This window comes from Tumebacillus flagellatus, from assembly GCF_000714935.1.
GTDB classification, from domain to species: Bacteria; Bacillota; Bacilli; order Tumebacillales; family Tumebacillaceae; genus Tumebacillus; species Tumebacillus flagellatus.
The window spans coordinates 44602-67481 of record NZ_JMIR01000001.1 but is presented as its reverse complement, the minus strand read 5'-3'; the positions used below and the strand labels follow the sequence as shown (position 1 = coordinate 67481).

23 protein-coding genes are annotated in these 22880 nt (G+C 58.6%); 5 read left to right on the top strand and 18 right to left on the bottom strand.

All coding sequences use genetic code 11. The features are described 5' to 3' along the window. Nucleotides 1–2 precede the first annotated feature (2 nt). Nucleotides 3–2186 carry a cell division protein FtsA gene (locus EL26_RS00315; RefSeq protein ID WP_081856870.1) on the bottom strand — a complete coding sequence of 728 codons (2184 nt, stop codon included), beginning with the start codon at nucleotides 2184–2186 and terminating at the stop codon, nucleotides 3–5. 12 nt (nucleotides 2187–2198) lie between these two features. Then, complete coding sequence (ilvA, locus tag EL26_RS00310; protein ID WP_052035857.1) at nucleotides 2199–3404, bottom strand: threonine ammonia-lyase; 1206 nt, start codon at nucleotides 3402–3404, stop codon at nucleotides 2199–2201. Nucleotides 3405–3587: 183 nt separating this feature from the next. On the opposite strand from ilvA, the gene hisC reads away from it, so the two are divergent. Continuing rightward, nucleotides 3588–4709, top strand: a complete 1122-nt coding sequence (gene hisC / locus EL26_RS00305) for a histidinol-phosphate transaminase (protein WP_038083207.1) — start codon at nucleotides 3588–3590, stop codon at nucleotides 4707–4709. A 67-nt stretch (nucleotides 4710–4776) separates the two neighbouring features. Beyond that, on the top strand, nucleotides 4777–5865 hold the full coding sequence (locus EL26_RS00300) for a bifunctional 3-deoxy-7-phosphoheptulonate synthase/chorismate mutase (RefSeq protein WP_038083204.1): 1089 nt from the start codon (nucleotides 4777–4779) through the stop codon (nucleotides 5863–5865). 68 nt (nucleotides 5866–5933) lie between these two features. Here EL26_RS00300 and EL26_RS00295 read toward each other — a convergent pair whose 3' ends face one another. The 10 genes from EL26_RS00295 to EL26_RS00255 form a co-directional block, all read right to left on the bottom strand. Next, on the bottom strand, nucleotides 5934–6575 hold the full coding sequence (locus EL26_RS00295) for a YcnI family protein (protein WP_038083202.1): 642 nt from the start codon (nucleotides 6573–6575) through the stop codon (nucleotides 5934–5936). Continuing rightward, nucleotides 6572–8167: a copper resistance CopC/CopD family protein gene (locus EL26_RS00290; protein ID WP_052035804.1), complete on the bottom strand. Its 1596-nt coding sequence runs from the start codon at nucleotides 8165–8167 to the stop codon at nucleotides 6572–6574. The genes EL26_RS00295 and EL26_RS00290 overlap by 4 nt, the downstream gene beginning before the upstream one ends. Nucleotides 8168–8341: 174 nt before the next feature. Next, complete coding sequence (locus tag EL26_RS00285; protein ID WP_038083200.1) at nucleotides 8342–8995, bottom strand: response regulator; 654 nt, start codon at nucleotides 8993–8995, stop codon at nucleotides 8342–8344. Continuing rightward, complete coding sequence (locus EL26_RS00280; protein WP_038083198.1) at nucleotides 8992–9813, bottom strand: sensor histidine kinase; 822 nt, start codon at nucleotides 9811–9813, stop codon at nucleotides 8992–8994. Before EL26_RS00280 ends, EL26_RS00285 begins: the two co-directional genes overlap by 4 nt. 74 nt (nucleotides 9814–9887) lie before the next feature. Then, nucleotides 9888–10958: an HD-GYP domain-containing protein gene (locus EL26_RS23205; protein WP_052035803.1), complete on the bottom strand. Its 1071-nt coding sequence runs from the start codon at nucleotides 10956–10958 to the stop codon at nucleotides 9888–9890. A 139-nt stretch (nucleotides 10959–11097) separates the two neighbouring features. Beyond that, entirely contained in the window at nucleotides 11098–11583 is a 486-nt protein-coding gene (locus tag EL26_RS23200) for a DUF1269 domain-containing protein (RefSeq protein WP_052035802.1), read from the bottom strand. Nucleotides 11584–11615: 32 nt separating this feature from the next. Next, on the bottom strand, nucleotides 11616–12107 hold the full coding sequence (locus EL26_RS00265; RefSeq protein ID WP_038083196.1) for a c-type cytochrome: 492 nt from the start codon (nucleotides 12105–12107) through the stop codon (nucleotides 11616–11618). A gap of 29 nt (nucleotides 12108–12136) precedes the next feature. Then, nucleotides 12137–12277 carry a cbb3-type cytochrome oxidase assembly protein CcoS gene (ccoS, locus tag EL26_RS24280; protein ID WP_081856869.1) on the bottom strand — a complete coding sequence of 47 codons (141 nt, stop codon included), beginning with the start codon at nucleotides 12275–12277 and terminating at the stop codon, nucleotides 12137–12139. 12 nt (nucleotides 12278–12289) lie between these two features. Further along, nucleotides 12290–12793 (bottom strand): cbb3-type cytochrome c oxidase subunit II, encoded by a 504-nt coding sequence (locus tag EL26_RS00260; RefSeq protein ID WP_052035801.1) that lies wholly within the window; start codon nucleotides 12791–12793, stop codon nucleotides 12290–12292. 32 nt (nucleotides 12794–12825) lie between these two features. Continuing rightward, the gene (locus EL26_RS00255; protein ID WP_038083195.1) at nucleotides 12826–14250 is read right to left on the bottom strand and encodes a cbb3-type cytochrome c oxidase subunit I; all 1425 of its coding nucleotides are present in this window, start codon (nucleotides 14248–14250) and stop codon (nucleotides 12826–12828) included. Nucleotides 14251–14384: 134 nt separating this feature from the next. On the opposite strand from EL26_RS00255, the gene EL26_RS00250 reads away from it, so the two are divergent. Next, a complete protein-coding gene (locus EL26_RS00250) occupies nucleotides 14385–15230 on the top strand; it encodes a L,D-transpeptidase family protein (RefSeq protein WP_038083193.1) in 846 nt (281 codons plus the stop codon). Nucleotides 15231–15299: 69 nt separating this feature from the next. On the opposite strand, the gene EL26_RS23195 is transcribed toward EL26_RS00250, so the two are convergent. The 4 genes from EL26_RS23195 to EL26_RS00230 all read right to left on the bottom strand — a co-directional run bounded on the left by EL26_RS23195 (nucleotide 15300) and on the right by EL26_RS00230 (nucleotide 19150). Beyond that, nucleotides 15300–16589 (bottom strand): HD-GYP domain-containing protein, encoded by a 1290-nt coding sequence (locus tag EL26_RS23195; protein ID WP_052035800.1) that lies wholly within the window; start codon nucleotides 16587–16589, stop codon nucleotides 15300–15302. 92 nt (nucleotides 16590–16681) lie between these two features. Then, nucleotides 16682–17857 carry an acetoin utilization protein AcuC gene (locus EL26_RS00240; RefSeq protein ID WP_038083190.1) on the bottom strand — a complete coding sequence of 392 codons (1176 nt, stop codon included), beginning with the start codon at nucleotides 17855–17857 and terminating at the stop codon, nucleotides 16682–16684. A 5-nt stretch (nucleotides 17858–17862) separates the two neighbouring features. Beyond that, nucleotides 17863–18480, bottom strand: coding sequence for an acetoin utilization AcuB family protein (locus EL26_RS00235; RefSeq protein WP_038083188.1), 618 nt, complete (start codon nucleotides 18478–18480; stop codon nucleotides 17863–17865). A gap of 37 nt (nucleotides 18481–18517) precedes the next feature. Next, a complete protein-coding gene (locus EL26_RS00230) occupies nucleotides 18518–19150 on the bottom strand; it encodes a GNAT family N-acetyltransferase (RefSeq protein ID WP_038083187.1) in 633 nt (210 codons plus the stop codon). 125 nt (nucleotides 19151–19275) lie between these two features. Between EL26_RS00230 and acsA the strand changes: the two genes are divergently transcribed. Together acsA and EL26_RS00220 are read left to right on the top strand one after the other, a co-directional pair. Then, complete coding sequence (acsA, locus tag EL26_RS00225) at nucleotides 19276–21000, top strand: acetate--CoA ligase (protein WP_052035799.1); 1725 nt, start codon at nucleotides 19276–19278, stop codon at nucleotides 20998–21000. Nucleotides 21001–21249: 249 nt separating this feature from the next. Continuing rightward, entirely contained in the window at nucleotides 21250–21918 is a 669-nt protein-coding gene (locus EL26_RS00220; protein ID WP_038083185.1) for a PspA/IM30 family protein, read from the top strand. A 158-nt stretch (nucleotides 21919–22076) separates the two neighbouring features. Here the strand turns inward: EL26_RS00220 and EL26_RS25180 are convergent, their stop codons facing one another. Next, nucleotides 22077–22502, bottom strand: a complete 426-nt coding sequence (locus tag EL26_RS25180) for a hypothetical protein (protein ID WP_038083183.1) — start codon at nucleotides 22500–22502, stop codon at nucleotides 22077–22079. A gap of 72 nt (nucleotides 22503–22574) precedes the next feature. Then, entirely contained in the window at nucleotides 22575–22826 is a 252-nt protein-coding gene (locus EL26_RS00210; RefSeq protein ID WP_052035798.1) for a hypothetical protein, read from the bottom strand. Nucleotides 22827–22880 lie beyond the last annotated feature (54 nt).

Sequence of the window (22880 nt, the reverse complement as noted above, 5' to 3'; positions counted from 1 at the left end):
CGCTATTTCCACTCCATCGTCACAACGGCGCCGGGGGATAGCGGTGTGGTGAAGACGGCCGGCAGACCGTTGACCGTGAGTTCGAGTTCGATGCAGTGCGGCGGGCGCTGCTTCTCGATGGCGATGTAGCGGAACAGATCGCTTAACACCGGTTGCCAAGCGCTGTCCATCGCATGGCCGCTGTTCGGCGCGGCGGTGAAATGCAGGTGGTCGCCGTCGAGCACGAGGTCGTCGAGGCTGCACTTCTCGCCGTTGCGGTAGATCGGCGGGCGCGGGCCTTCAATCGTGTACGGGACGCCGTTGCAGATCACGTTGACCGACTGGATCGGGTGCAGCGATTCGTCGTAGAAGAAGCGCACTTGGTAGACCGGCGGCTGCAGTTCGTCATAGTCGATCACGTCGTTCTCCGCAATCGGCGTGTCGAGGGTCGCCGGTTCGTCGTTGAGCACCAAGCGGTATTTGTCGTAAGGCAGTTGCACCGTATGCCCGTCGACCGTCACGGTGAGTTGCGGCGGGTTGGTCAGCGCTTGACCTAATTCTTCCGGCAGGTCGAGCAGATTGAGCACATCGCGCATAACTTTAGGGGAAGCGGTCGAAATTCGCGCTCGATCGACCAGCGGCGTGTCCAAAGCCGCCGGTTGCCCGTTCAGGGTGAGCAACGGAGGAAGGGAGAAACGCTTCGATCCCCGATAGACCACGAGAGGGGGAGTCGGGTCGATCACGTCGGACACCGTGCCGACGGCGTCGATGCCGGACGTGCCGCCGATGACTTCCAACTCGTCGCCGTGCTGGACGATGTCGTCGAGTTTGGCGGGACGGCCGTTGAGCAGCAGTTCGGCCGGCGTGCCGTGCGTGCCGCGCAAGACTTTCATCTTGCCGTTGACTTCCACGCTCAGCGCAAGACCCGGACGGCCGTGCAGCTTGCGGATGTCGACGTCGGCCGCCAGCAAGCAATCTCCGACGGTGATCTGGCGGAACTCAAACAGGCGGTGCTGCAATCCGTTGACGCGCACGGCAACCGACGAGACCGGCGTTAAGATCGCCGCCAGCGCGATGCCGACCGGCGTGACCGCTTGCGGGCCTTGGAGCGTTTCGTGTTGCGCCGCGAGTTGCTGGATCGCGTCGGTGCCGCGGATAACCACCCGCTCCTTGGGCAAGCCCAGTTCGGCGGCCAGCAGGGCCGGCAACATCGGAGTCTGCGAACCGCCGCCGATCAGCATGACCGCTTGCGGACCGCGTTGGTTGAGGTTTTTGATCTCGCGGGCGATCATCTGCGCAAGATGCGAGACTTCCTCGAAAATCGCTTCGGTGAGTTCACGCGCCGGGAGATCGTACGGGATCCCCAGCACGTCGGTGTACGAGACGATCTCTTGGGTGAGCAGTTTGCGTTTGACTTCTTCGGCGACGGGGAAGTCGAGCAGGTATTTCTGCGAGAGAGCTTCGGTGATCTCGTCGCCCGCCACGGGCACCATCCCGTACGCGGTGACGGTGCCCTCCGCCGTCAGGGCGATGTCGGACGTGCCCGCCCCGATGTCGACGAGCGCCAAATTCAATTTGCGCATCGTCGGCGGAATCAGCGCGTTGATGGCGGCGATCGGCTCCAGCGTCAGAGCGGCCATCTCCAAACCGGCGCGCTCCAGCGCGATCTGCAGCGAGTCGATGACGACGCGCGGCAAGAACGTCGCGATGATCTCCACAGACGCTTGCAAACCCCATTGGTCGACCAGCGAACCGATTTGCGAGTCGTCGAGCAAGTAATGAATCACGGTGTAGCCGACACAATGGTAGCGCGCGGCGTCCGGCGTGACGTCTTGGAGTTGTTTTTCCGCTTGTTGGACGGCGGTCAGCTCCAGCGCCATCACGTCTTCCTTGGTCAAGCGCTGGTTGTTGACAAGTTCCCGGTCGACGCGGGTGCGGACGGTTTTCAGCGCACGACCCGCGGCGGCGACGGCGACTTTTCGCAGCGGGCCGACTTTCTCTTCCAAGCGTTCCTTGACGCGGCGGATGATCTCGGCGACTTCCACGACGTCGTGAATCTGCCCGTCGAGCATCGCGCGCGTGGTGTGTTCTTGCACTTCGGTCGCGACCACTTGCAATTTTCCGTCCTGCAGGTGATCCGCCACCAGCCCCACGACGGAGCGCGTGCCGATGTCGAGGGCGAAAATCAAGTCTTGCGGCTGACTCAACAGAACCAACTCCTATCTGGTGACAACAGTGAAGCCCGCTGCTTGCAGGCGCTCCAGAATTCGCTCTTGATGCGCGTGATCGCGCGTCTCCACGTCCACTTCGATTTCCGCTTCGCCGAGCATGACGCGGGAGCCCATGCGATGGTGTTGGATGCCGATGATGTTGGCCCGCTCGTCGCCGAAGATCTTCAAGATCTCCTGCAACACGCCGGGTTTATCCGGAACGGTGGTGTTGATGCGCAGGTAGCGGCCGGATTCGACCAGACCGCGCTCGATGATGCGCGAGAGGAAGTTGACGTCGACGTTCCCGCCGGAGAGCAGGACGCAGACTTTCTTGTTCTTGACGGGCAGTTTGTCGTAGAGAACGGCAGCGAGGCCGGTTGCCCCCGCGCCTTCGACCACCATCTTGTTGCGCTCAAGCGCCATCAGCATGGCGCGGGCGATCTCTTCTTCCTCGACGGTGACGAGATGGTCGACGTAATCGGACGCCACTTGGAACGTCAGGTCGCCAGGCGTCCGCACGCAGATGCCGTCGGCAATCGTGACCGCTTGGTCGAGCGTGATGATCTTCTTCTGCTCCATCGACACTTTCATGCAGGCGGCGCCGCTTGCTTCCACGCCGACGATCTGAATTTCCGGCTTCATCAATTTCGCCGCCATCGCGACGCCGGCCGCGAGCCCGCCGCCGCCGATCGGCGTGACGATCACGTCGCAGTCGGGCAGCTGTTCGAGGATTTCCAGCGCGATCGTGCCTTGACCCGCCATGACTTCCCGGTCGTTGAACGCGTGCACGAACGTCATCCCGCGTTCCTTTTGAATCTCCAGCGCTTTGGCGTATGACTCGTCATAGTTTTTGCCGTAGAGGATCACTTGCGCGCCGTAGCCGGTCGTCGCTTCGACTTTGGTAAGCGGAGCCGCTTCCGGCATGACGATGATGCACGGGATGCCCGCGTGCGCCGCACCCATCGCTACGCCTTGGGCGTGGTTGCCCGCCGACGCCGCGATGACGCCGCGCTTCTTCTCATCGTCGGAGAGCGACGCGATTTTGTGGAACGCTCCCCGAATTTTGAACGAGCCTGTTTTTTGCAGGTTTTCAAGCTTCAGATAGATCTCGTTTTGGGACAGGGCGCTGAACGTCTTCGAATAATCGAGCGGCGTGCAGTGGATGACTTGTTGAAGATTGTGTCGGGCTTCCAGAAAGTCTTGTATGGTCAGCAAAGAGGTCACACTTCCTTTACTCCTGTTGTCAATCATTTTAAATTGTGTTACCATTCCTTTTAATCGCAAAAAGTTTTCAGCAGAAAAGGTCTTGCCTTTCTTTACCGCTGTAAAGTAGGATAGTGATAGGCATATATCTGTATTCTACCATGACTAACAGGTGTTCGGGAGGAGTTGTCCGTTATGTCCCAAGAAATTTTAAACAACGTCCGCAAGAACTTGCAGGCGATCACTCCGTATGCGCCCGGGAAACCGATCTCCGATGTAAAGCGCGAGTACGGTTTGGAAGACGTGATCAAGTTGGCTTCCAACGAAAACCCGGCAGGTCCGTCTCCGAAAGCGCAAGAGGCCATCGCGGCGGCGCTTTGGAGTTTGCACCGCTATCCGGACGGCGGCGCAGTGGATCTGAAAGCGGCTCTGGCGGCAACGTATCACATCCCGACGGGACAGATTTTGGTCGGCAACGGGTCGGACGAGTGCATCAAGATGGTCTCCGAGACGTTCTTGAACCCCGGTGACGAAGTGGTGGTGCCGGTTCCTTCCTTCTCGCAGTACTGGTTCGGCACTCAAGTGATGGACGGGACTTTGGTGCAGGTACCGCTTGCAGACGGTTTTGAATATGACCTTGACGCCATGCTAACGGCTGTGACGGAGCGGACGAAACTGCTCTACCTCTGCACGCCGAACAATCCGACCGGCACGTACTTGCGCAAAGCGGAGTTGCGAAACTTCCTCGACAAAGTACCGTCGCACGTTCTCGTCATCCTCGACGAAGCGTACGCCGAATACGTCTGTGCAGAAGATGCCGCGAACGGAATTGATTTCCTGCGCGAGGGGTACAATGTGCTTGTCATGCGGACATTTTCCAAAATGTACGCGTTGGCCGCGCTGCGCATCGGCTACGTGTTGTGCCGCGAGGACGTGGTCCACGAGATCAACCGCGTGCGCGAACCGTTCAACGTCAACACGTTGGCGCAAGTGGCGGCGGTCGCGGCGCTTGGAGACGCGGAGCACGTGGAAAAAAACCGCGCGATGAACCAAGCCGGGTATGAGCAGGTGACGGCGGGATTGACCGCTCTCGGCTTCTCGTACATCCCGACGCAGGCGAACTTTTTGCTGTTTGACACCAAGTTGAACGACAAAGAGCTGTTCCAACTCCTGTTGGAGCAAGGGGTCATCACCCGCAGCGGCACGGCGCTCGGCGCGCCGGGGTATCTGCGCGTGACGATCGGCACGAAGGAAGAGAACCAGCGATTCCTCACCGCTTTGGAATTGGTGGTTTCGCAACTTCGGCAAAAGGTGTAAGATCGAAGGATAACTATTGCTTTTTGTTTGTTGATTTCTGTTTTTATTGAGGAGAGGAGAGATGAGCATGAGCAAAGAGAGATTTGAAGAGCTGCGCCGCCAATTGGATGCGGTGAACCAGGACATCTTGGAGGTACTGAACCGCCGGGCCGAACTGGTGCAAGAGATCGGTCAACTGAAGTCGGGCAAAGGGACGGAACGTTTCGACCCGATCCGCGAGAAGGAAATGCTGGATAAGCTCGTCGCCGCAAACGAAGGGCCGTTCCCGAACGATACGATTCGCCATCTGTTCAAACAGATCTTCCAAGCTTCCTTGGGTCTGCAAGAAGAGGAGAAGAAATCGCTCCTCATCTCCCGCAAAAACCAAGCGGCCGACACGGTCGTGCAAGTGGGCAACCTCAAGATCGGCGGCGGCAACGCGCCGGCGATCATCGGCGGCCCCTGCTCGGTCGAGACGGTCGATCAGATGAACGCGGTCGCGTCGCACTTGAGCCAAGAAGGCGTTCTCCTGCTGCGCGGCGGTGCTTACAAGCCCCGCACGTCTCCGTACGACTTCCAAGGTCTCGGCGTCGAGGGTCTGAAGATCCTGAGCGAGACGGCGAAGAAGTACGGCATGACCTGCGTTTCGGAGATCGTACGCCCGGAAGACGTGGAAATGTCTTGCGAATACCTCGACGTGATCCAGATCGGCGCACGCAACATGCAAAACTTCGAACTGTTGAAGGAAGCGGGTTCCGTCAAGAAACCGATTCTGCTCAAGCGCGGTCTCTCCGCTACCATTGAAGAGCTGCTCTACGCGGCGGAGTACATCGCGTCGCGCGGCAACTCGCAGATCATCCTCTGCGAACGCGGCATCCGCACGTACGAGAAAGCGACCCGCAACACGCTGGACATCTCGGCGGTGCCGATCCTCAAGCAAGAGTCCCATCTGCCGGTCGTCGTGGACATTTCGCACTCCACGGGCCGCAAGGACATCATGTTCCCGATCGCCAAAGCCGCTTTGGCTGTCGGCGCGGACGGCTTGATCATCGAAACGCACAACGAACCGGCGGTTGCGCTTTCCGACGCGAAGCAGCAACTCGACTTGAACCAATTCAGCACCCTACTCAACCAACTGCGTGAGAGCGGGTATCTGAAGGACGCTGTGAAAGCGTAATAAGCCGTCACTTTGCAGCGCGAAAAGCCCTCTCAACTTCGGAGACGAAGCGGAGAGGGCTTTTTTCATTAGCCGCGTTTGCGGAACAGGGAGATCAGGGAGAGCAAGAGCGCGGCGCCGGAGAGGATATACGGGACGGTGTTGCTCGTGCCCGTGCTCGACGTGCTCGTCCCGGTTTGGTTGTTGTCGGCAGCCGGGGCGGTCGCCGGAGTTTTTTGATCGTCATGATGGTCGGCAGAAGCTGCGCCGGCCGCCGCGATCGTCGTCACGGACGCCGGGGTTTTGGAGCCTTCCTCGCCGGTCCACTCCACGACGGAGTTGTCCGCGTAGGTTTGGTACGCTTTCCACGTCAGTTTGCCGCTGCCGGCTTCCTTCGGGTTGGCGCCGATCAAGTTGAACTCGGCAAACTCGCCCGGTTTGATCCCGCCGGCGGTCGCCGTCCACGTGATCGCTTTGTTTGTGCCGTCCGGGTTGGTTTCGTACGCGTAGTCCCAGCCCGCTTTCGCTTCAACCGTCGAGACTTTCACGCCCGCCGGGAACTCCACGCGGACTTTGGTTGTGTTCACGTCCTTCTCCACCGGAACGCGGACGGTGTACTTCTCGTACGCGCCCGTCGTCGTTTGCTTCGGATACACGTTGACGTGCGCAGAAGCGGCGGTCGTCCATGTCAGTGCTGCGGTGATCAAGAGTGCTGCGGGGAGTTTTTTCATGAAGATTGTCCTCCTTGTGGAATAAACACTTGGTCGCTCCAGGTGATTTGTTTGTCGTCTCCATACACAGCGGTCAACGTGAATTTCCAATGACCGCTCATCGTAAACGGAATCGGGATGTCATAGTGCGTCTCGTCTTTCTTCACCGGTTTCAAATCGAGCTCGCCCATCTCCATATCCAGCATCGTAAGCGTCGCTTTCAGCTCCTGCGGCGCTTGCGGCAAGGTGACGGTCATCGTCTGTTCGCCGAGCACCAACTTCGGAATTCGCACGTCCGCTTGCGACTGCTGGGCTTGCAACGTGTGGCTGTACGAGTGCACGGGTGCCGGGTAGGGCATCTGGCTCATGAAGATCGCCACTTGAACGATTAAGATGCCGACCAGCCATTCCGTGCGCAACAGGTCGTAGTTCAGTTTGGTTTTGTCCCGCCAGCGCAGGGTTTGAAACGTCGCCAGCACGAGCATCAGGACGAGAAACGACACTTTCAGCCACAGCAGGTTGCCCCACATCCCGCCTTGAAACAGCAGGACGGACAGCCAGTCGGTCTGCACTTCGGTCATCGCGATGCCGGTCAACGCCGTAAGCGTCGCCGCCACCGCCATCGTGCGGACAAAAAACGGACGAAACCGCGTCCGGTCGAGTTGCTCTTCCGTTCGTTGTTCATGGCGCAACGTCAATGCGAGGTAGCTCAACCCGCCCAGCCACAGCGCGATGACGAGCAGATGCAAGATCCGAAGCGCGATCGCCAACCATTCCGGTTCGATGCCCCGGGCATGTCCTCCGAACGCGAAGTTGGCGACAAGCAACGACGCCAGCAGCGGAACCCAGATTTCCTGCATGCCGGGCACCGCGAGCAGAAGTAACAGCACCGCCTGAATCAACAACATCATGGCAAACGGGCTCTCCAGCATCACGTTCCAATGCCCGGAGAACAGCGCCCCGTTCATCCCGCCGCCGGGCAGTCCGGCCGAGTAGACGAACCATTCCGCGACAGTGAGCGCCAAGAGCAGAGCCCAGAGGGTGACGCGTGTTTTTTTCTCCAGCAGAGAGTCGACGGTAGGCAGATGGAAGCGGCGGGCGGCAAACGCGAGACCGTACAGCCCCGCCGCCAGCAGCAGAATTCCTTCCGCCGCATAACGCAGCACGATCAGGGCGATCTCGGTTCCGTGTTGGAACAGCTCCGATGCTTTCGAGGGCGCGACGATGCTTTCCGACGACTGGCCCACGGAGAACGAGTACGACCCGTTGACCGGATGCCCGTCCTCCGAAATCACGCTCCACGCCACGGTGTACGTCCCTTCTTGTAGAGAGGAGGGAACGGTCGCTTGCATCTCTTGCGGCTTGCCCGGCGTGACGCTCGGTTTCCCGAGGTCGAGTTGCCGCCCGTTCCAGTCATAGAGCTTCATCCCGATCAAATCCGGCTCCAACGGTTCACTGAACTCCAGGGTGAGGCGCTCGGGAGTTGTCGCGATGTAGCCTCCGTTGAACGGATAGGTTTTGAGGAGGTTCGCATGGGCGAACACCGGGCTTGTCCAACAAGCGGACAAGACGAGCAACAAAAAGGCTAGGGCCGCAACATGCAGTTTTTTCATAGGTCACTTCCTTTGAGGTCCGAGGTCGATCAAACGATATCATCATACCTGTACGGCTCGATTCGTTGTATGGCTCAGGCGGGCTATCTTTTCACCAGTATGGACAAATTTATGTACAAAAAAAGACATCTGCCCGCGATGGGGTAGATGTCCGGTTTCCTAGTTAGAAGGAACTCACGATTCCGCTTGCATTCCGTGCCGCACCGCATAGGCGGCAAGCTGGACGCGGTTTTGTAAACAGAGTTTGACGAGAACGTTCTTGATGTGGTTTTTGACGGTGTTTTCGGCGATGACCAGCTTCTCGGCGATCTGCTTGTTGGTCGCGCCGACGGCGACGTGCGCGAGGAGCTCCCGTTCGCGCGGGGTCAACACGTCGGGTGAGATATCGCCGGAGACGTCGCTGCCGTTGTGGAAGCGGGTGAGTATCCGCCCCGCCATCTCGCGGGGAATATCGGCGTCTTCGTCGAGCAGCGCATGCAGGTATGTGAGCCAGTCATCCGGCTCCAAGTTTTTCAGCAGATACCCCTGTGCGCCGAACTGAATCGCCGTGAACAGGTCGGCGACATGATCGGAGACGCTGAGGATCACCAGTTTGACCTCCGGGTGCGACTTCTTGATCTGCCGGGTCGCCTCCAACCCGTTGAGCTGTGGCATGTTGATGTCCATCAGCACGAGGTCGGGCCGTACTTCGTCGCACAATTGAATCGCTTCCCGTCCGTTCTCCGCTTCCGCCACGATCTCAAACGCCTCGTCGCCCTCCAAGAGCGAGCGGATCGCTTCTCGGGCGAGCGGATGGTCGTCGGCGATTAACACTCTGTATCGATTCATGTCCGCACTCCTTTCTTGCCTGCCTGAAGAATCAGTTCTGTTCCGCCGTCGACGGCGTTTCGAATCGTGAAGTCCGCGTGCAGTTTTTTCGCGCGCTCGGTCATCATCCGCAAGCCGTACTTCTGCGGGTCGAGTCGGCGCACGCTCTCTTCGTCGATCCCGGAGCCGTTGTCGGCGATGCGCAGCCGCCACTCGCCGTCGGGCTGCCAGCGAAACGAACAGAACGCCTGCGTTGCCCCCGCGTGCTTGCGGATGTTGTGAAACGCCTCTTGCACGATGCCAAAGATCTGCACCTCCGCCGCCGCTTCAAAAAAACCCTCCGGCGGCGCCTGAAAGTCATGCTGCACGTCGATACCGGTCAACGTGCTCCATTGACCGAGCCACTTTTCCAACCGGCATGTCAGGGTGTCGCCCTCTTCCGGCAGGTCGCGCAAGTTGAAGATCGCCTGCCGCACGTGGTTGTCGATGGCGGCGACGGCGCTTCTGGCTTCCTCGACCCGGCCTTGCCGCAGTTTCACGTTCAAGAAAAAAAGCGTTTGCGCGATCCCGTCATGCAGTTCACGGGCCATCCGCTCACGCTCTTCATAGACAGCGCGCCGTGCTTCCTCCTCCGCGAGCCGCGCGTTGATTCGCCGCATCGTGCGAAACACCCATGTCGCATAGAAAAACGAAAGCACCAATACCAAGCAGGTAATCAGCAAATTGCCTTCTGCCATCGACAAGTACGGCAGCAAGTAGGCATGGCGTATGTATTCCATGCCGCCGACCAACAGCGTGGGAAACAGCACAGAGAACCATTGCAGTCGCGAGTAGGTCATAAGGTGGGGTCGTCCTCTCCGGTTTTCGTACCAGCACGTATGCGATCAGTACGTTTTCTACCAGTATACAACCGTCACATCACGGATTCCAGCACCGGACGCTCGTCTTCTTCCTGCTGCAAGATCGCCAAGATGTCTTCATATCCTCTGACAAAGCATTCCACGACCTGCGGGTCATAGTAGACGCCCGAAAGCGTGAGAATTTCGTCATAGGCGGTCTGCGGCGGGAACGCTTTGCGGTAGGAGCGGGTGGTCGTCATCGCGTCGAACGTGTCAGCGACGGCGAGGATGCGCGCCACCATCGGGATGTTCTCGCCAAAGCGCCCTTCCGGATATCCGGTTCCGTTCATGCGCTCATGGTGGTAGAGCACGCCGTCGAGAATCGGCCCGTCCACCTCAAACCGGCGCAACAGATTCGCGCCGTCGACCGGGTGGCGCTTGATCACATCGTACTCTTCGTCCGTCAAGCGGCCGGGCTTGTGCAAGACGGCGTCGGGCGTGGAAATTTTGCCGATGTCGTGCAGTTCGCCCGCCACGCGCAGCAAGTCGATGTCGATGCCCGGCATGTGTTTGCCGATCGCCACCGCATAGCGCGCCACGCGGCGGGAATGGCCTTGGGTGTACGCGTCGCGCGCTTCGATGGCGCGGGAAAACACTTCGACGCGCTCTTGAAACTTCGCCGCTTCCGAAGCTTTGCGCACCAGAATCTGCGAGACGAAATGCAAGAGAATGGAGAACAACGTGAAGATGATCAAAAAAATCAAATGTTGCCGCAGCGGTTCGTCCCTTGTGACCGCCAAGTAGCCCGCCAAGATCAACAATTCTCCCAAGATGATAGATGTGCGGTTTGCGTACAACATCGTATAAATCGGTACAAAAAACAACATCGCCGCGCAAATCGCATCTGCATGCACGAGATCGAAAACGCCCAACGTCAGCAACACTTGGCTCCAAAACAGCACCGAGACGGCCGCCCGCGGAAAGCGTTCTGGCAAGATCAGCATCAGCGCGAACGTGACGACAAACATGCTTTCGGCATACCAGAAGAAGGGGAAGTCGTGAAAGAGGATCTGATAAAGTCCTGTCACCAGTCCGCTCAACAAAACCATGAGGCGCCACATTGTAAAGACGCTTTCAAATTTCATAAGCAATGACTCCTCTATACGTCATTCAATTTAATTCGTATATCAAACTAGTTCCGCGCTCAGGATGTGAATTCCTCCCGTAATCAGATAAAAAACCCCTTGCGCCAAGGGGTTTTTTTCATAAGAAAGCGCCGTCCGGTTACCGTGTGAGCACCGCGTCCGCGCCGTAATCGCGAAACAGTTGCTCCACCACGCGTTGGTTGTCGCCGCACACTTCGGCGCAGAGCAGCAGTTTGCCCGATTCGACGGCATCGTGGAAATACTTGGCGTTCGGCGGGGAGATGCCGAGGTCGATCAGGGCTCCGATCGCACCGCCGCTCCACGTGCCGTACGCCGCGCCTGCCAGCGGACCCAAGGTGATCAGCAAGTTGCCGGCAGTCGGGTAGAGTGCGGTCGTCATCGCCGCGCCGATGCCGAGCACGCCGCCGATCGCCGCTCCGATCAGCGTTCCGTCGACGATGTTGTCCGTTTCGTATTGCTTCGCGGCGTACTCGGGCAGTTGATCCGGTTTCGTGACCACGGAGATGCGGTCTTGCTGTACATAGGGACTCAGCGTGCCGATCAGTGCGCGGGCGGCTTCCGTGGTTTCAAACACGCCGAACACATGCCGGGATTGAGCAGACATGGGAGATCACCTCTTGCTGTTTTTTCGGCCTGCTATTTTTTCAAGGAAGTCAGGTAGAGTTTCAGGGATTGGATTTGGTTTTCCGTCAAGTTGAGGCTGGGCGGAGCAGGCATGCCTTTGTCGGGACGGCCGTTGTGCAGGACGTTGTCGAGTTCCTTGTCCCCCAGACGTTGCTGGACGCCGAGCAAACCCGGACCGATTTTGCGTTCGGCGGTCGGATTGTGGCAACCTGCACACGAGGTGGAGAACACTTCCGCTCCCGCCTCCGCGGTCGGGACGGCGCTGGGCGACGCTTCCGTCCGGTCGTTGATCGGCTTGGCGGCCAGCGCGTAGTACAAGCCCCAAACGGCCAACGCTGCATAGACGAACTTGAGAAATTTCGGGACTTTGCCGTGGGCGACCTTGATGTCGGAAACGACCGTGTAATGCCCGTCGTCTTGGTGCGGTTCGACTTCCTCGCTCGTTTGAAACGTCTGCGCCGTGTCGGTCGGGGCGGGAGTTTTGGGATCGCGTGGGTTCGCCATGCGTGGCTCCTCCTTTCTACCGCTGCTTCTTATTCGTCATCGAGCATGCGGTATTTGATGCCTTCGGGGTCGTCAAACTGCCCGTTTTTCCACGACCACCAGACGATCAGCGCGCAGGCGCCGGTCATGCACAAGCAAACGATGATGAGCATCCATGAGGCTGTGTTCATGAAGAGAACCTCCTATTTCTTCTGGGGCGCCGGTTTCAGCGAGAGCAGGTACGCGACGAGGTCGTTGCGGTCTTGCTCCGAGAGGTAGTCGTACTTGGGCATAATCGACGCCGGTCCTGCGATTTTTTGCGGGTTGAGCAAGTGTTGGTGCTGCCAATCTGCGCTGTAGCGCGTGCCGACCCACATCAAGTCCGGGCCTGTCCGCTGCGTCATCGTGGTCAGCGGCTTGTCGTAGTAGTAGTCGCCCGGCACCGTGACGGGGCCGAGTTTGGAGTCGGCTTTGACCGGACGCACCTGTTGGGAGTGGCACCAGATGCAGCCTTCCCGGATGTAGACGTGCTTGCCGCGCGCTTCCGCCGAGTCGGTCGGGTAGTTGCGGATCTTCGCGGTGTCGGTCGGCGTCACCACCGAGTCGTCAAAGTAAGGGAGCCACACGGTGCCCATCACCCCGAGCAACACCAAAAGTCCGGCGCCCAACAACAGGATTCCCGGGTTTTTCTCTGCTTCGTTCGCCATGTTGCTTCACCCCTTTTTCTCTCAGTTCTGAATTAACGGGAGACGAGAATCGGGTCATCGGCCGTCACGAGTTGTCCCGCTTTCACCGAACGCCAGACGTTCCACGCAAACGCGATTTGGCCGAGGAACATCAGGGATCCGCCGACGGCGCGCGAGATCAAGAAGATGTGCAGAGACTCCAGCATTTGCAGGAACGCCGAACCGAGCTGTTTGCCGTCCATCCATTCAAAACCTTGGATGATGCCCGCCGTCCACATCGCAAACGCAAAAATCAAAAAGCCGATCACCGACAGCCAGTAGTGCCAATTCATCAGCGCCCGCGAATAGATGTGGCGGTAGGTGAGGCGCGGCAGCATGTAGTAGACTGCCGAGAACGCCACGAACGAAAACCCGCCGAACAGCGGCATGTGCGCGTGTCCGACCGTCCAGTACGTGAAGTGCAAGATCGCGTGCGGCCCCATCAGCGATTGAAACGGGCCTTGGATGCAGGCAAGGCCGTAAAACAGGGCGCCCGTGATCAGGAATTTCAGCGCGAGGTTTTGCGACACTTTGTACCACACGCCTTTCATCGTGCCGATGATGTTGGCGAGCACCGACCAGACGGGAATCAAGAGCAGAATCGACGGGATGATGCCCGCCTTCATCAACCAGACCGGAATCGGGCCGTTGACCAAGTGGTGCGGGCCGTTCCAAGAGTAGAACGCGACGATCATCCAGAAGCCGATCAGCGAAAGTTTATGCGAGTAGATCGGGCGTTGCACGAGCTTGGGCAACAAGTAATAGATCGTGCCGACTCCGACGACGGTGAACCACAGGCCGATAATATTGTGCAGGTAGAAATAGTAATACCCCATTTGAATCGAGCCTGAGCCGATCCAGGCAACAGGGAGATTGCCGATGATGTAGACGATTGCCAAGTTCAAGATGGAACCGAGCCAATACCACATGGAGACATAGAGGATTTTTTCTTGGCGGTGGCGAGTCGTTTGAATCAAGTTCCAAAATGTCAGCCCCACGCAGATGACAACCACGATGTCGAAAAGCAGCGGCAACTCTGCGTATTCTACCCCTGTTTGATATCCGGCGAGGATCGAGATGGCGCCCGCGATGTAGTTGATGTTCCAAAGCACAGCGGTGAACATGCCAATCTTCTCGCTCCACAGCTGTCTCTTGCACAAGGCTGGGACACCGTAGTACATCACGCCGAAGTAGACGGACGTCAACCATCCGATCAACGCCGTGTTGGTGTGGGTGGGGCGCAAGCGTCCGTACGTGAAATACTCTTGCAAAAACCGATTGGAGGTGAGGAACTCAGGGTTGACCGATTTCAGTGCGACGACCAGTCCGAGTACCATGGAGGCCAACAGGTAGAAGATGGAGGTGTAGAAAAAAATCTTGACCGTCGCCGACCCTTTGGGAATCCGGGCCGGTACGCCTTGGACGGTGCTTTGTGCCATGGCGGAATCTCCTTTCACATGCAAGTCTGCCGAGAACTGGTGCTGTTTTTAGATGTTCCCTGCGCATGTAGAAGGTATTCAGGACATAGTGTTGTAGGGATGGTGCACAAATCGTCTCGTGAGGAGGAAGGACGATGATCTACGCGTCGCGTTTTTTGCGGCTGGTCAGCCCCTATCTGCGCGGCCCGGACGTGGCGTCGTTGCAAGAGCGGATGCTGGAACTCGGCTACACGACAGACCCGCCGGACGGCGTGTTCGGACCGGGGATGGCGACGGCCGTGCGCACGTTTCAAGAAGCGCTGGGGTTGCAACAAGACGGGGTGGTCGGCCCGGAGACATGGACGGCGCTTGGCGCGGCGGAAGCGTTGAGCGTGCAGGTCCCCGCCACCGGCGAGTATCGTTTGCATGTGGACACAGATCGCTGCGTCCTCTACGTATACAAATCGGCACATCTGGTCAAGACGTTCTCCGTCGGCGTCGGCACCTCGCTCACGCCGACGCCGCTTGGCGACTGGAAGATCACGCAAAAAACGATCAATCCCGGCGGTCCGTTCGGCACGCGCTGGCTGCGGCTGAACATCCCGTTCGGCGGCTACGGCATCCACGGCACCGACAATCCCTACTCGATCGGCAAAGCGGTCTCGCACGGATGCATCCGCCTGCAGAACAAAGACGCCGAAGAACTGTACGAGTTGATTCCGCTGGGCACGATGGTGAAGATCACGGGCAAAGTTTCCATGACGCGCATCTTGCGCCTCGGCGTTTCGTATGGAAACGACGTGATCGACATGCAGCGCATCTTGCAGACGCTCGGCTCTTACAAAGGCGACCTCGACGGTTTATACGGGCCGGTCACAGCGGCGGCGGTGCGCGCGTTTCAAGCGGATCATGACTTGGTCGTCGACGGCATCGTCGGCCCGAACACGCTGGAAGCGCTGATGTCGGGCGTCGACGAAGCGATGGGCGGTCGCAACCCGTAACGCAAAAAAAGCACCTGCTGCGCCGTGGGGCGTGCAGGTGCTTCCTTATAGATTCTCTGATTCGTTCTCTTACTGATCCAGCGCGGCGGAAACTTCGCGCAGGTCGTCCGATTCTGCGGTGCGGGCGCGGCGTTCCAGCGCGGCGAGGAACGCGTCGACCGCCGGCGGCCAAAACTGCGTGCCCCGCCCGGAGAGCAAGATGCGCGACGCCTGTTCGGACGACATCGCGTTGCGGTAGGCGCGGTTGGACGTCATCGCGTCATACGCGTCCGCCACGGCGGTGATCTTGGCGTAGAGCGGAATTTGTTCCTCGGTCAAGCCGTGCGGGTAGCCTTTGCCGTCCGGACGTTCGTGGTGGAACAGCACGATCTCCAACATCCGTTCGCGACGGGACTCGTCGAGCAGTTCCGACGTGGTGTAGACGCGGCGCAGCAGTTCTTCGCCGATCACCGGGTGTTGCTTCATGATGTCATATTCTTCTGACGTCAGACGATCCGGCTTGTTCAAGACATAGTCGGGGATGCCGATCTTGCCGATGTCGTGGAGCAGCCCGCCGAGGTGGATGACTTTGAGGTCGTCGTCGGAGAGTCCGAGTTCTCCGGCGATTTCCACGGCGTACTGCGCGACCCGTTCGCTGTGTCCGGCGGTGTAGGGGTCGCGCTTCTCCAGCGATGAAGCGAACGCGAGCAACACCTGCTGGTTGGCGACGGTCATCCGGGCGTTGAGTTCCTGCAGCTTCTCCACTTGCTCGGAAACTCTGCGGTCTTGCCGGATGCCGACGGTGCGCCAGTAGTAGAGGCCTACGATCGACGCGACGATCACCGTTTCGGAGACGAGCTGCATCCAGCGGTCGTCTTGCACCATCTTAATGTAGGAAGAGGCGATGGCATAGAGCGTCAGGTAGATGGAGTCCATCAGCGTGAATTTCAGCAGCGTGCGCTTCCATCCTCCCGTGCGCAGCGAAATCTGGAACAGGAGGCTTGAGACCAACACGGTGACCAACTGCGTCAATAAAACCGCGCTGAACATCAAGAGGAACATGCCCATCGATTTCTCGGTTGCAAGCCTGTCTTCCAAGGCGTGAAACACCAGCGCGACGGCCGCCGCTTGCGAGACGATCAGCACCAAGTTCATCGGGCGGTACGGCCACCTGATGCGAAACCGTTGGTAGGAATAGACGGCGATGTAGCAAGCGGTCGTCCAAGCGAGCAACGAGATGTCGCCGACCCACATGGAAGCCGCGAACAGCAACACGTGCCCGTCCTCACGAAATCGGCTCTGGTTGCCGACGGGGATCACGAAATACTGTTGATGGGCGAAATAGGCGAGAATTGCGAATGTAATCAAGGACAAGTACACGGTGTTGTGCTCCCCCTCAGGAGTCCGATTCAGTTCTGAAGAATGTATTTCGCCGGAAGCGTTACAATTCCTTCACTTCACTACACTCCGACTCAAAAAAGAAAGGGGGTGCCATTTAATGCGCGGCGGACGGTGATTTCGTTTTTCTCAGTAATTTCGGCGCGGCGGGGGATCGGCGCGAACAGATCGGCCGGGTCGAGGAACGTTGGCGGAAGCGGAAACGGCGAACGGGTTTGCCAGCGCGCCAACCAGTCGGAGGGGACTTCCTCCGGCAGGTCGCGGTCGATCATCTCCGCCCAGAGCATCGTCCACGCGCGCGGCACGACGCGCCAGATGTCGTATCCGCCGCCGCCTACGCCCACCCAACGGCCTTGGCAGTGTTCATGCGCCAATTGGTGCGTGAGTTTCGGCATCTCGCGGTAGATGCGGGTCGTGGCCGCCAAGTGTGTCAGCGGGTCGAAACGGTGCGCGTCGCAGCCGTTTTGGTGCAGGATCAAATCGGGTTGAAACGAGTTCAGCACGGGCACGAGCACATCGCGCACCGCGTGCATCCACGAGTCGTCTTCGGTGAACGCTTCGAGCGGAACGTTCAGCGAGTATCCGTATCCTCGCCCTTCGCCGCGCTCCGTGATTTCCCCGGTGCCGGGGTAGAGGTACTTGCCGGTCTCATGAAACGAAATCGTCAAGACGTTCGGATCTTCATAAAAAAGCCACTGCACGCCGTCTCCGTGATGCGCGTCGGTGTCGATGTAGACGACGCGGGCGTTGTATTTCTCCCGCACATGCGCGATGGCCACGGCGATGTCGTTGTACACGCAGAAGCCGGACGCTTGCGCCCGATGCGCGTGATGCAGACCGCCCGCCATGTTCAGAGCGTGTTGAACCTGTCCGGACATGACGAGTTCCGCCGCCAGCTTCGTACCGCCGCAGATCAAGCGGGACGCTTCGTGCATGCCGGGAAAAATCGGCGTGTCTTCGGTGCCCAAGCCCCACGCGGCGAAATGATCGGGATCGGCGTCAGGCAGAGACGCTCGCTTCACGGCTTCGAGGTAGCGCGCGTCGTGCACGCGCAACAACTCTTCGTCGGTCGCCGGTTCCGGCTGGATCAGATGGTCTGCGTCCAAGAGCCCGAGTTCCCGGATCAGATCGACGGTCATCACGAGGCGTTGCGGGTTGAAGGGATGGTCTTCGGCAAACTTGTACCGCGTGTAGTCTTCGGAGAAGACGAACGCGCTTTTCCCGGACGGGTTTCCTGTGCCTTGGGACATCTGCGTCACACCTCGCCGTCGTCGAGGGCGGACGGGTGTTGCACGACGCGGTACCCGGCGTTCTGGATGTCTTGAATGAAGCGGCGCGGGTCCATGGTGGCGACGCGGAAGACCAGCGTCTTAAAGCCCTCGGTTGTACTTGGAAACACCAGGACGGTGGACGTGTTCAAACGGCGGGCGCGAAGCAGGTCGGCGATGTCGGCGAGCATTCCCGGTTTGTCCGGCACTTCCACTTCGATGCGCGACGTCGGGCAGTTGACGCCCATCATCTCGACGAGCGTGTTCAAGATGTCGCGCTCGGAGACGATGCCGACGACGCGGCCTTTGGAGACGACAGGCAGGCAGCCGATGCGGTTTTTGTAAATGGTGGAGGCGGCGTCCTCGACGAAATCGAGCGGGTGGCACGTGATCACGTCGCGCACCATCCGTTGTTCGACGGTGGAATGCTCTTGGTGCACCGCGTCGCGCAAGTCGCGGTCGGAGATCAAGCCGACCAGCTTGCCGTCGACGAGGACGGGCAGGTGGCGGATGCGGTGTTTTTTGGTGATCTCCAACGCTTCTTGCACGCTCGCTTCCGGGGAGACGGAGAGCACGTCGGAGGTCATGATCGATTCAACTAACATGGGGGTTTGCCTCCCTTCTTCGCTTACAGCTCTTCTCTTACAGCATGTGGCGGGTGGTGAAGCGGATCTTGTGAAAGCGTTCAACCGAGTCGATGTCGACGCGGGAACCGATGCGCGCCATCAGCATGTTGGCGGGGTGCGAGCAGATTTCCGGGTCGTCGGTGGCGTAGACTTCCATCCCGACGGAACCCATGATTTTTTTCATGACTTCCTTGTAGTCCCAGACGGAGATTTGGGTGTTTTCCAGATCCCAATGCCAATAATATTCCGTGGACAGCACGATGTAGTCGTTCATGTAGTCGTCGAGGAAGGAGACGTGCAGCAAGTGTTTCGCGACGCCGCCGCCTCGGTAGGGAGCGGCGACTTCAATCGCGCCGAGCTCCAGCAAGTTCGGCAGTTTCGCTTCGGACCAGCGCTCCATCGGATCGGGGTAGAGATAGGTGACATAGCCGACGACGAGGTCTCCGCTTCGGGCGATCACGATCCGGCCTTCGGGGAGCGCGGCGATCTCGACCAGCGCTTCTTGCTGGCGCGGGGCGGGGCGGAACGCTTTCAGTCCTTCATGAAACGTCAAGGCAGCCAAACGGTCCGAGGGAACGGGACCTTCGATCACCAAGTCGCCTGCGGGCGTCGGGATCGTCTGGGTTGCGTACGTTTTGGGATGATACAAGTGAGGCTCACCTCCAACGTTCGATGGTTTTATTATACAGGATCTGGGGCGAAAAACCTGTTGTTTGCGCTTTCACTATGTTACAATATTCTGCAAGTTAGCAAAATAAGGGGGTTGTCTTGTTCATGTCGGAAAAGACGCACGAGCTGATCGGAGTACTGGCCGAGCAGTATAACATGAAGGATTACGACGAAGCGTACGCCGCGTTCGATTGGGCAGAGGTTGAGAAGGAGCTGTCTTGGTCGAGCACGGGCAAGATCAACGTCGCTTATGAAGCCATCGACCGTCATGTGGACGCGGGCCGCGGCGATCATATCGCGCTCTATTACAGCGATGCCTCCCGCGACGAGAACTATACGTTTGCAGAGTTGAAAGCTCTGTCCAATAAGTTTGGCAACGTGCTTCGAAAGTACGGCATTCAGAAGGGCGACCGCGTGTTCATCTTCATGCCGCGCTCGCCGGAATTGTATGCGGCGCTGCTCGGCGCGGTCAAGATCGGTGCGATCGTCGGACCGCTGTTTGAAGCGTTTATGGAAGGGGCGGTTCGCGACCGTCTCCAAGACTCCGGCGCGATTGCCATCGTCACCACGCCGAAGCTCAAAGAGCGCGTGCCGGTCGCTGACCTGCCGGAACTCCAGCATGTGTTCCTCGTAGGCAGCGAGGGCGAGTTGGCGCCGAAGGAAATTTCGTTTGAAGCGGAAATGAACGACGCGTCCGATGCGTTGGACATCGAGTGGGTGGATCGCGAGGACGGCCTCGTCCTGCACTACACGTCCGGTTCGACCGGCAAGCCGAAGGGCGTGCTCCACGTTCACAACGCGATGATCCAGCACTACCAAACCGGCAAGTGGGTGCTCGACTTGCGCCCGGACGATGTGTTCTGGTGCACCGCCGACCCGGGGTGGGTCACCGGCACGGCGTACGGCATCTGGGGTCCGTGGCTGCACGGCGTCACGTCTGTGATTCGCGGCGGCCGCTTCACGCCGGAAGACTGGTACGAGACGTTGCAACGCTTCAAAGTCACCGTTTGGTACTCCGCTCCGACCGCGTTCCGCATGCTGATGGGCGCAGGCGACGACTTGGTCCAAAAGTACGACATCTCGTCCGTTCGCCACATCCTTTCCGTCGGGGAGCCGCTGAACGCAGAAGTTGTGCGTTGGGGCATGAAGGTGTACGGGCAGCGCATCCATGACAACTGGTGGATGACCGAAACGGGCGGGCAGATGATCTCGAACTACCCGTGCCTGACGATGAAACCGGGCTCGATGGGCAAGCCGTTCCCGGGCATCTACGCGGCGATCGTCGACCATGAAGGCAACGAACTGCCGCCGAACACGATGGGCAACCTCGCGATTCGTGCGCCGTGGCCGTCGATGATGCGCAAGATCTGGAACAACCCGGCGAAGTACGAGGAATACTTCGGCTTGAAGCCGTGGTACATCTCCGGCGACTCCGCATACAAGGACGAGGACGGCTACTTCTGGTTCCAAGGCCGCATCGACGACGTGATCAACACGTCCGGCGAGCGCGTCGGTCCGTTTGAAGTCGAGTCGAAGTTGGTGGAGCACCCGGCGGTCGCGGAAGCAGGCGTCATCGGCAAGCCGGACGCATTGCGCGGAGAAGTGATCAAGGCGTTCATCGCACTGCGCGAGGGCTACGAGCCGACCGACGAGTTGATCGCGGAAATCCGCGAGTTTGTCAAAACCGGCCTCGCCGCGCACGCCGCGCCGCGCGAGATCGAGTTCCGCGACAAACTCCCGAAGACCCGCTCCGGCAAGATCATGCGCCGCGTCCTGAAAGCGTGGGAACTGGGCCTGCCGACGGGCGATTTGTCCACGATGGAAGACTAAGGGTTCCAGAGCGTTCTCTATGGAAAAAGCATCTCGTCCGCACACTCGCGGTTGGGATGCTTTCTTTACTGGAGGAGGGGGCACACAGCCACAGAAAATCCATATCTTCCTATGGAAACTGCTGGTATACTGAGAAGGGGAGCGGGGTTGGCAAAAAGTTTTTTTGGAAAACCTGAAACCTATTCGAATACCGCTCGTATACCATAGCATAAACAAAATGTTACTTAAATCTTAGGAGGTTGTCATACAATGGCCCTGTTTAAACGTTTGCGCGATCTGACCATGGCGAACATCAACGCTCTGCTGGATAAAGCAGAAGATCCGGTGAAGATGCTGGAGCAATACCTGCGCGATATGGAAGAAGACATCAAGGACGCAGAAGTCGCGGTTGCGAAGCAAATCGCGGTGGAGATGAAGCTGAAGCAACAATACGAAGAAGCTTCCGAACTCGCAACGAAGCGTGAACAGCAAGCGATGATGGCGCTGGAGCAAGGCAACGAAGACCTCGCCCGCCGCGCGCTGGTTGACAAGAAATCGGTCGCGGAGAAAGCGAACGATTACAAGCAACAATACCAAAACGCAAAAGTCACCGCCGACGACCTGCGCCACCGTCTCTCCGAAATGAAAGACCAATTCGAAGAGATGAAGAACAAGAAAGACACCCTCAAAGCTCGTCACGAAGCGGCGAAGGCGCAAAAGCAAATCAACGAAGTCATGTCCGGTTTCGGAACCGACAACGCGGCGAAAGGCTTCTCGCGCATGGAGGAGAAAGTCCTGCAAGCGGAAGCGGAAGCCGAGGCGTCCAAGCAACTGTACGGTTCCTCCCGTTCGCTCGACGATGAGTTCAAAGAGCTCAAGAAAGGCTCTTCCGACATCGACGACGAACTGGCGGCGCTGAAAGCGAAGATGGGAAAGTAACACCCAAGCCCGATATCAACCGGGTGGTGGAAAGGCTCGTTCCTTAAATGGGGCGAGCCTTTTTGCTTGCGGGAAAAAAGTTTCGTTGAAAGGATTGTTTACATTGGAAATCGCGTGCTAGACTTTGAGTATGGAAACACGTTTGCTCCGTTTGCGAGCTATTCAATTGGCGCACCGCGGCCCGGCATTCGGGCCCCCCATTTTCCACAAGGCAGGTGCCCGCCCTCATGCAACCTCAACATTCGTACAACCCCGACAGTCCGATGACCCAGTTTCAGTTTTTTCAAATGCAGTCGATGATGGAGAACATGCATCGGTTCATGGTCACACAGTTCACGGAACTGCGCTCTGAAATGACAGAATTGCGCTCTGAAATGAATGAGCGGTTCGAGAGAGTCGAACAACGCCTCGACAGGGTCGAACAACGCCTCGACAGGGTCGAACAACGTCTTGACAGGGTCGAACAACGCCTTGACAGGGTCGAACAACGTCTTGACAGGGTCGAACAACGTCTTGACCAAGTCGATCAACGCCTCGACACCGTTGAAAACAGCGTCGATCGCTTGGTCCTCGTGGTCGTCCACGACGGAGTTCCCCCGGAGTGTCCATGAAAAAAACGCCCTGCGCACAGCCTCTTGTGCACAGGGCGTTTTTTCTTACAGGTCGGGCAGTTCGGCGCTCGGAGGATGCGCGAGGGTGTCGGAGAAGGCCGGGTTTTCGTCGAAGAAACGGTGCGTCGTCTGCTGCCCCGGTTCCCACGGCGAAGATTTGCCGATCTTCTGCTCCAAAAACACAGTGGCGCCATACGGACCCTCCGGAAATTCTTCCGGCAAAATCGTATTCTGCATCGACTGCACATACTCCAACTCGCGGTTGACAAACTCCTTGCGTTTCGGCGTATCCGCCATTCCAACCACCTCCCCTTCTCCATGAGTATGAACCCCCGCCTCCCAACTCATACT

Bases quoted from the DNA above. Each gene is read 5' to 3' on its own strand.
- hisC (WP_038083207.1), top strand. From the start codon at position 3,588: ATGTCCCAAGAAATTTTAAACAACGTCCGCAAGAACTTGCAGGCGATC.
- EL26_RS00300 (WP_038083204.1), top strand. From the start codon at position 4,777: ATGAGCAAAGAGAGATTTGAAGAGCTGCGCCGCCAATTGGATGCGGTG.
- EL26_RS00295 (WP_038083202.1), bottom strand. From the start codon at position 6,575: ATGAAAAAACTCCCCGCAGCACTCTTGATCACCGCAGCACTGACATGG.
- EL26_RS00290 (WP_052035804.1), bottom strand. From the start codon at position 8,167: ATGAAAAAACTGCATGTTGCGGCCCTAGCCTTTTTGTTGCTCGTCTTG.
- EL26_RS00285 (WP_038083200.1), bottom strand. From the start codon at position 8,995: ATGAATCGATACAGAGTGTTAATCGCCGACGACCATCCGCTCGCCCGA.
- EL26_RS00280 (WP_038083198.1), bottom strand. From the start codon at position 9,813: ATGACCTACTCGCGACTGCAATGGTTCTCTGTGCTGTTTCCCACGCTG.
- EL26_RS23205 (WP_052035803.1), bottom strand. From the start codon at position 10,958: ATGAAATTTGAAAGCGTCTTTACAATGTGGCGCCTCATGGTTTTGTTG.
- EL26_RS23200 (WP_052035802.1), bottom strand. From the start codon at position 11,583: ATGTCTGCTCAATCCCGGCATGTGTTCGGCGTGTTTGAAACCACGGAA.
- EL26_RS00265 (WP_038083196.1), bottom strand. From the start codon at position 12,107: ATGGCGAACCCACGCGATCCCAAAACTCCCGCCCCGACCGACACGGCG.
- ccoS (WP_081856869.1), bottom strand. From the start codon at position 12,277: ATGAACACAGCCTCATGGATGCTCATCATCGTTTGCTTGTGCATGACC.
- EL26_RS00260 (WP_052035801.1), bottom strand. From the start codon at position 12,793: ATGGCGAACGAAGCAGAGAAAAACCCGGGAATCCTGTTGTTGGGCGCC.
- EL26_RS00255 (WP_038083195.1), bottom strand. From the start codon at position 14,250: ATGGCACAAAGCACCGTCCAAGGCGTACCGGCCCGGATTCCCAAAGGG.
- EL26_RS00250 (WP_038083193.1), top strand. From the start codon at position 14,385: ATGATCTACGCGTCGCGTTTTTTGCGGCTGGTCAGCCCCTATCTGCGC.
- EL26_RS00240 (WP_038083190.1), bottom strand. From the start codon at position 17,857: ATGTCCCAAGGCACAGGAAACCCGTCCGGGAAAAGCGCGTTCGTCTTC.
- EL26_RS00235 (WP_038083188.1), bottom strand. From the start codon at position 18,480: ATGTTAGTTGAATCGATCATGACCTCCGACGTGCTCTCCGTCTCCCCG.
- acsA (WP_052035799.1), top strand. From the start codon at position 19,276: ATGTCGGAAAAGACGCACGAGCTGATCGGAGTACTGGCCGAGCAGTAT.
- EL26_RS00220 (WP_038083185.1), top strand. From the start codon at position 21,250: ATGGCCCTGTTTAAACGTTTGCGCGATCTGACCATGGCGAACATCAAC.
- EL26_RS00210 (WP_052035798.1), bottom strand. From the start codon at position 22,826: ATGGCGGATACGCCGAAACGCAAGGAGTTTGTCAACCGCGAGTTGGAG.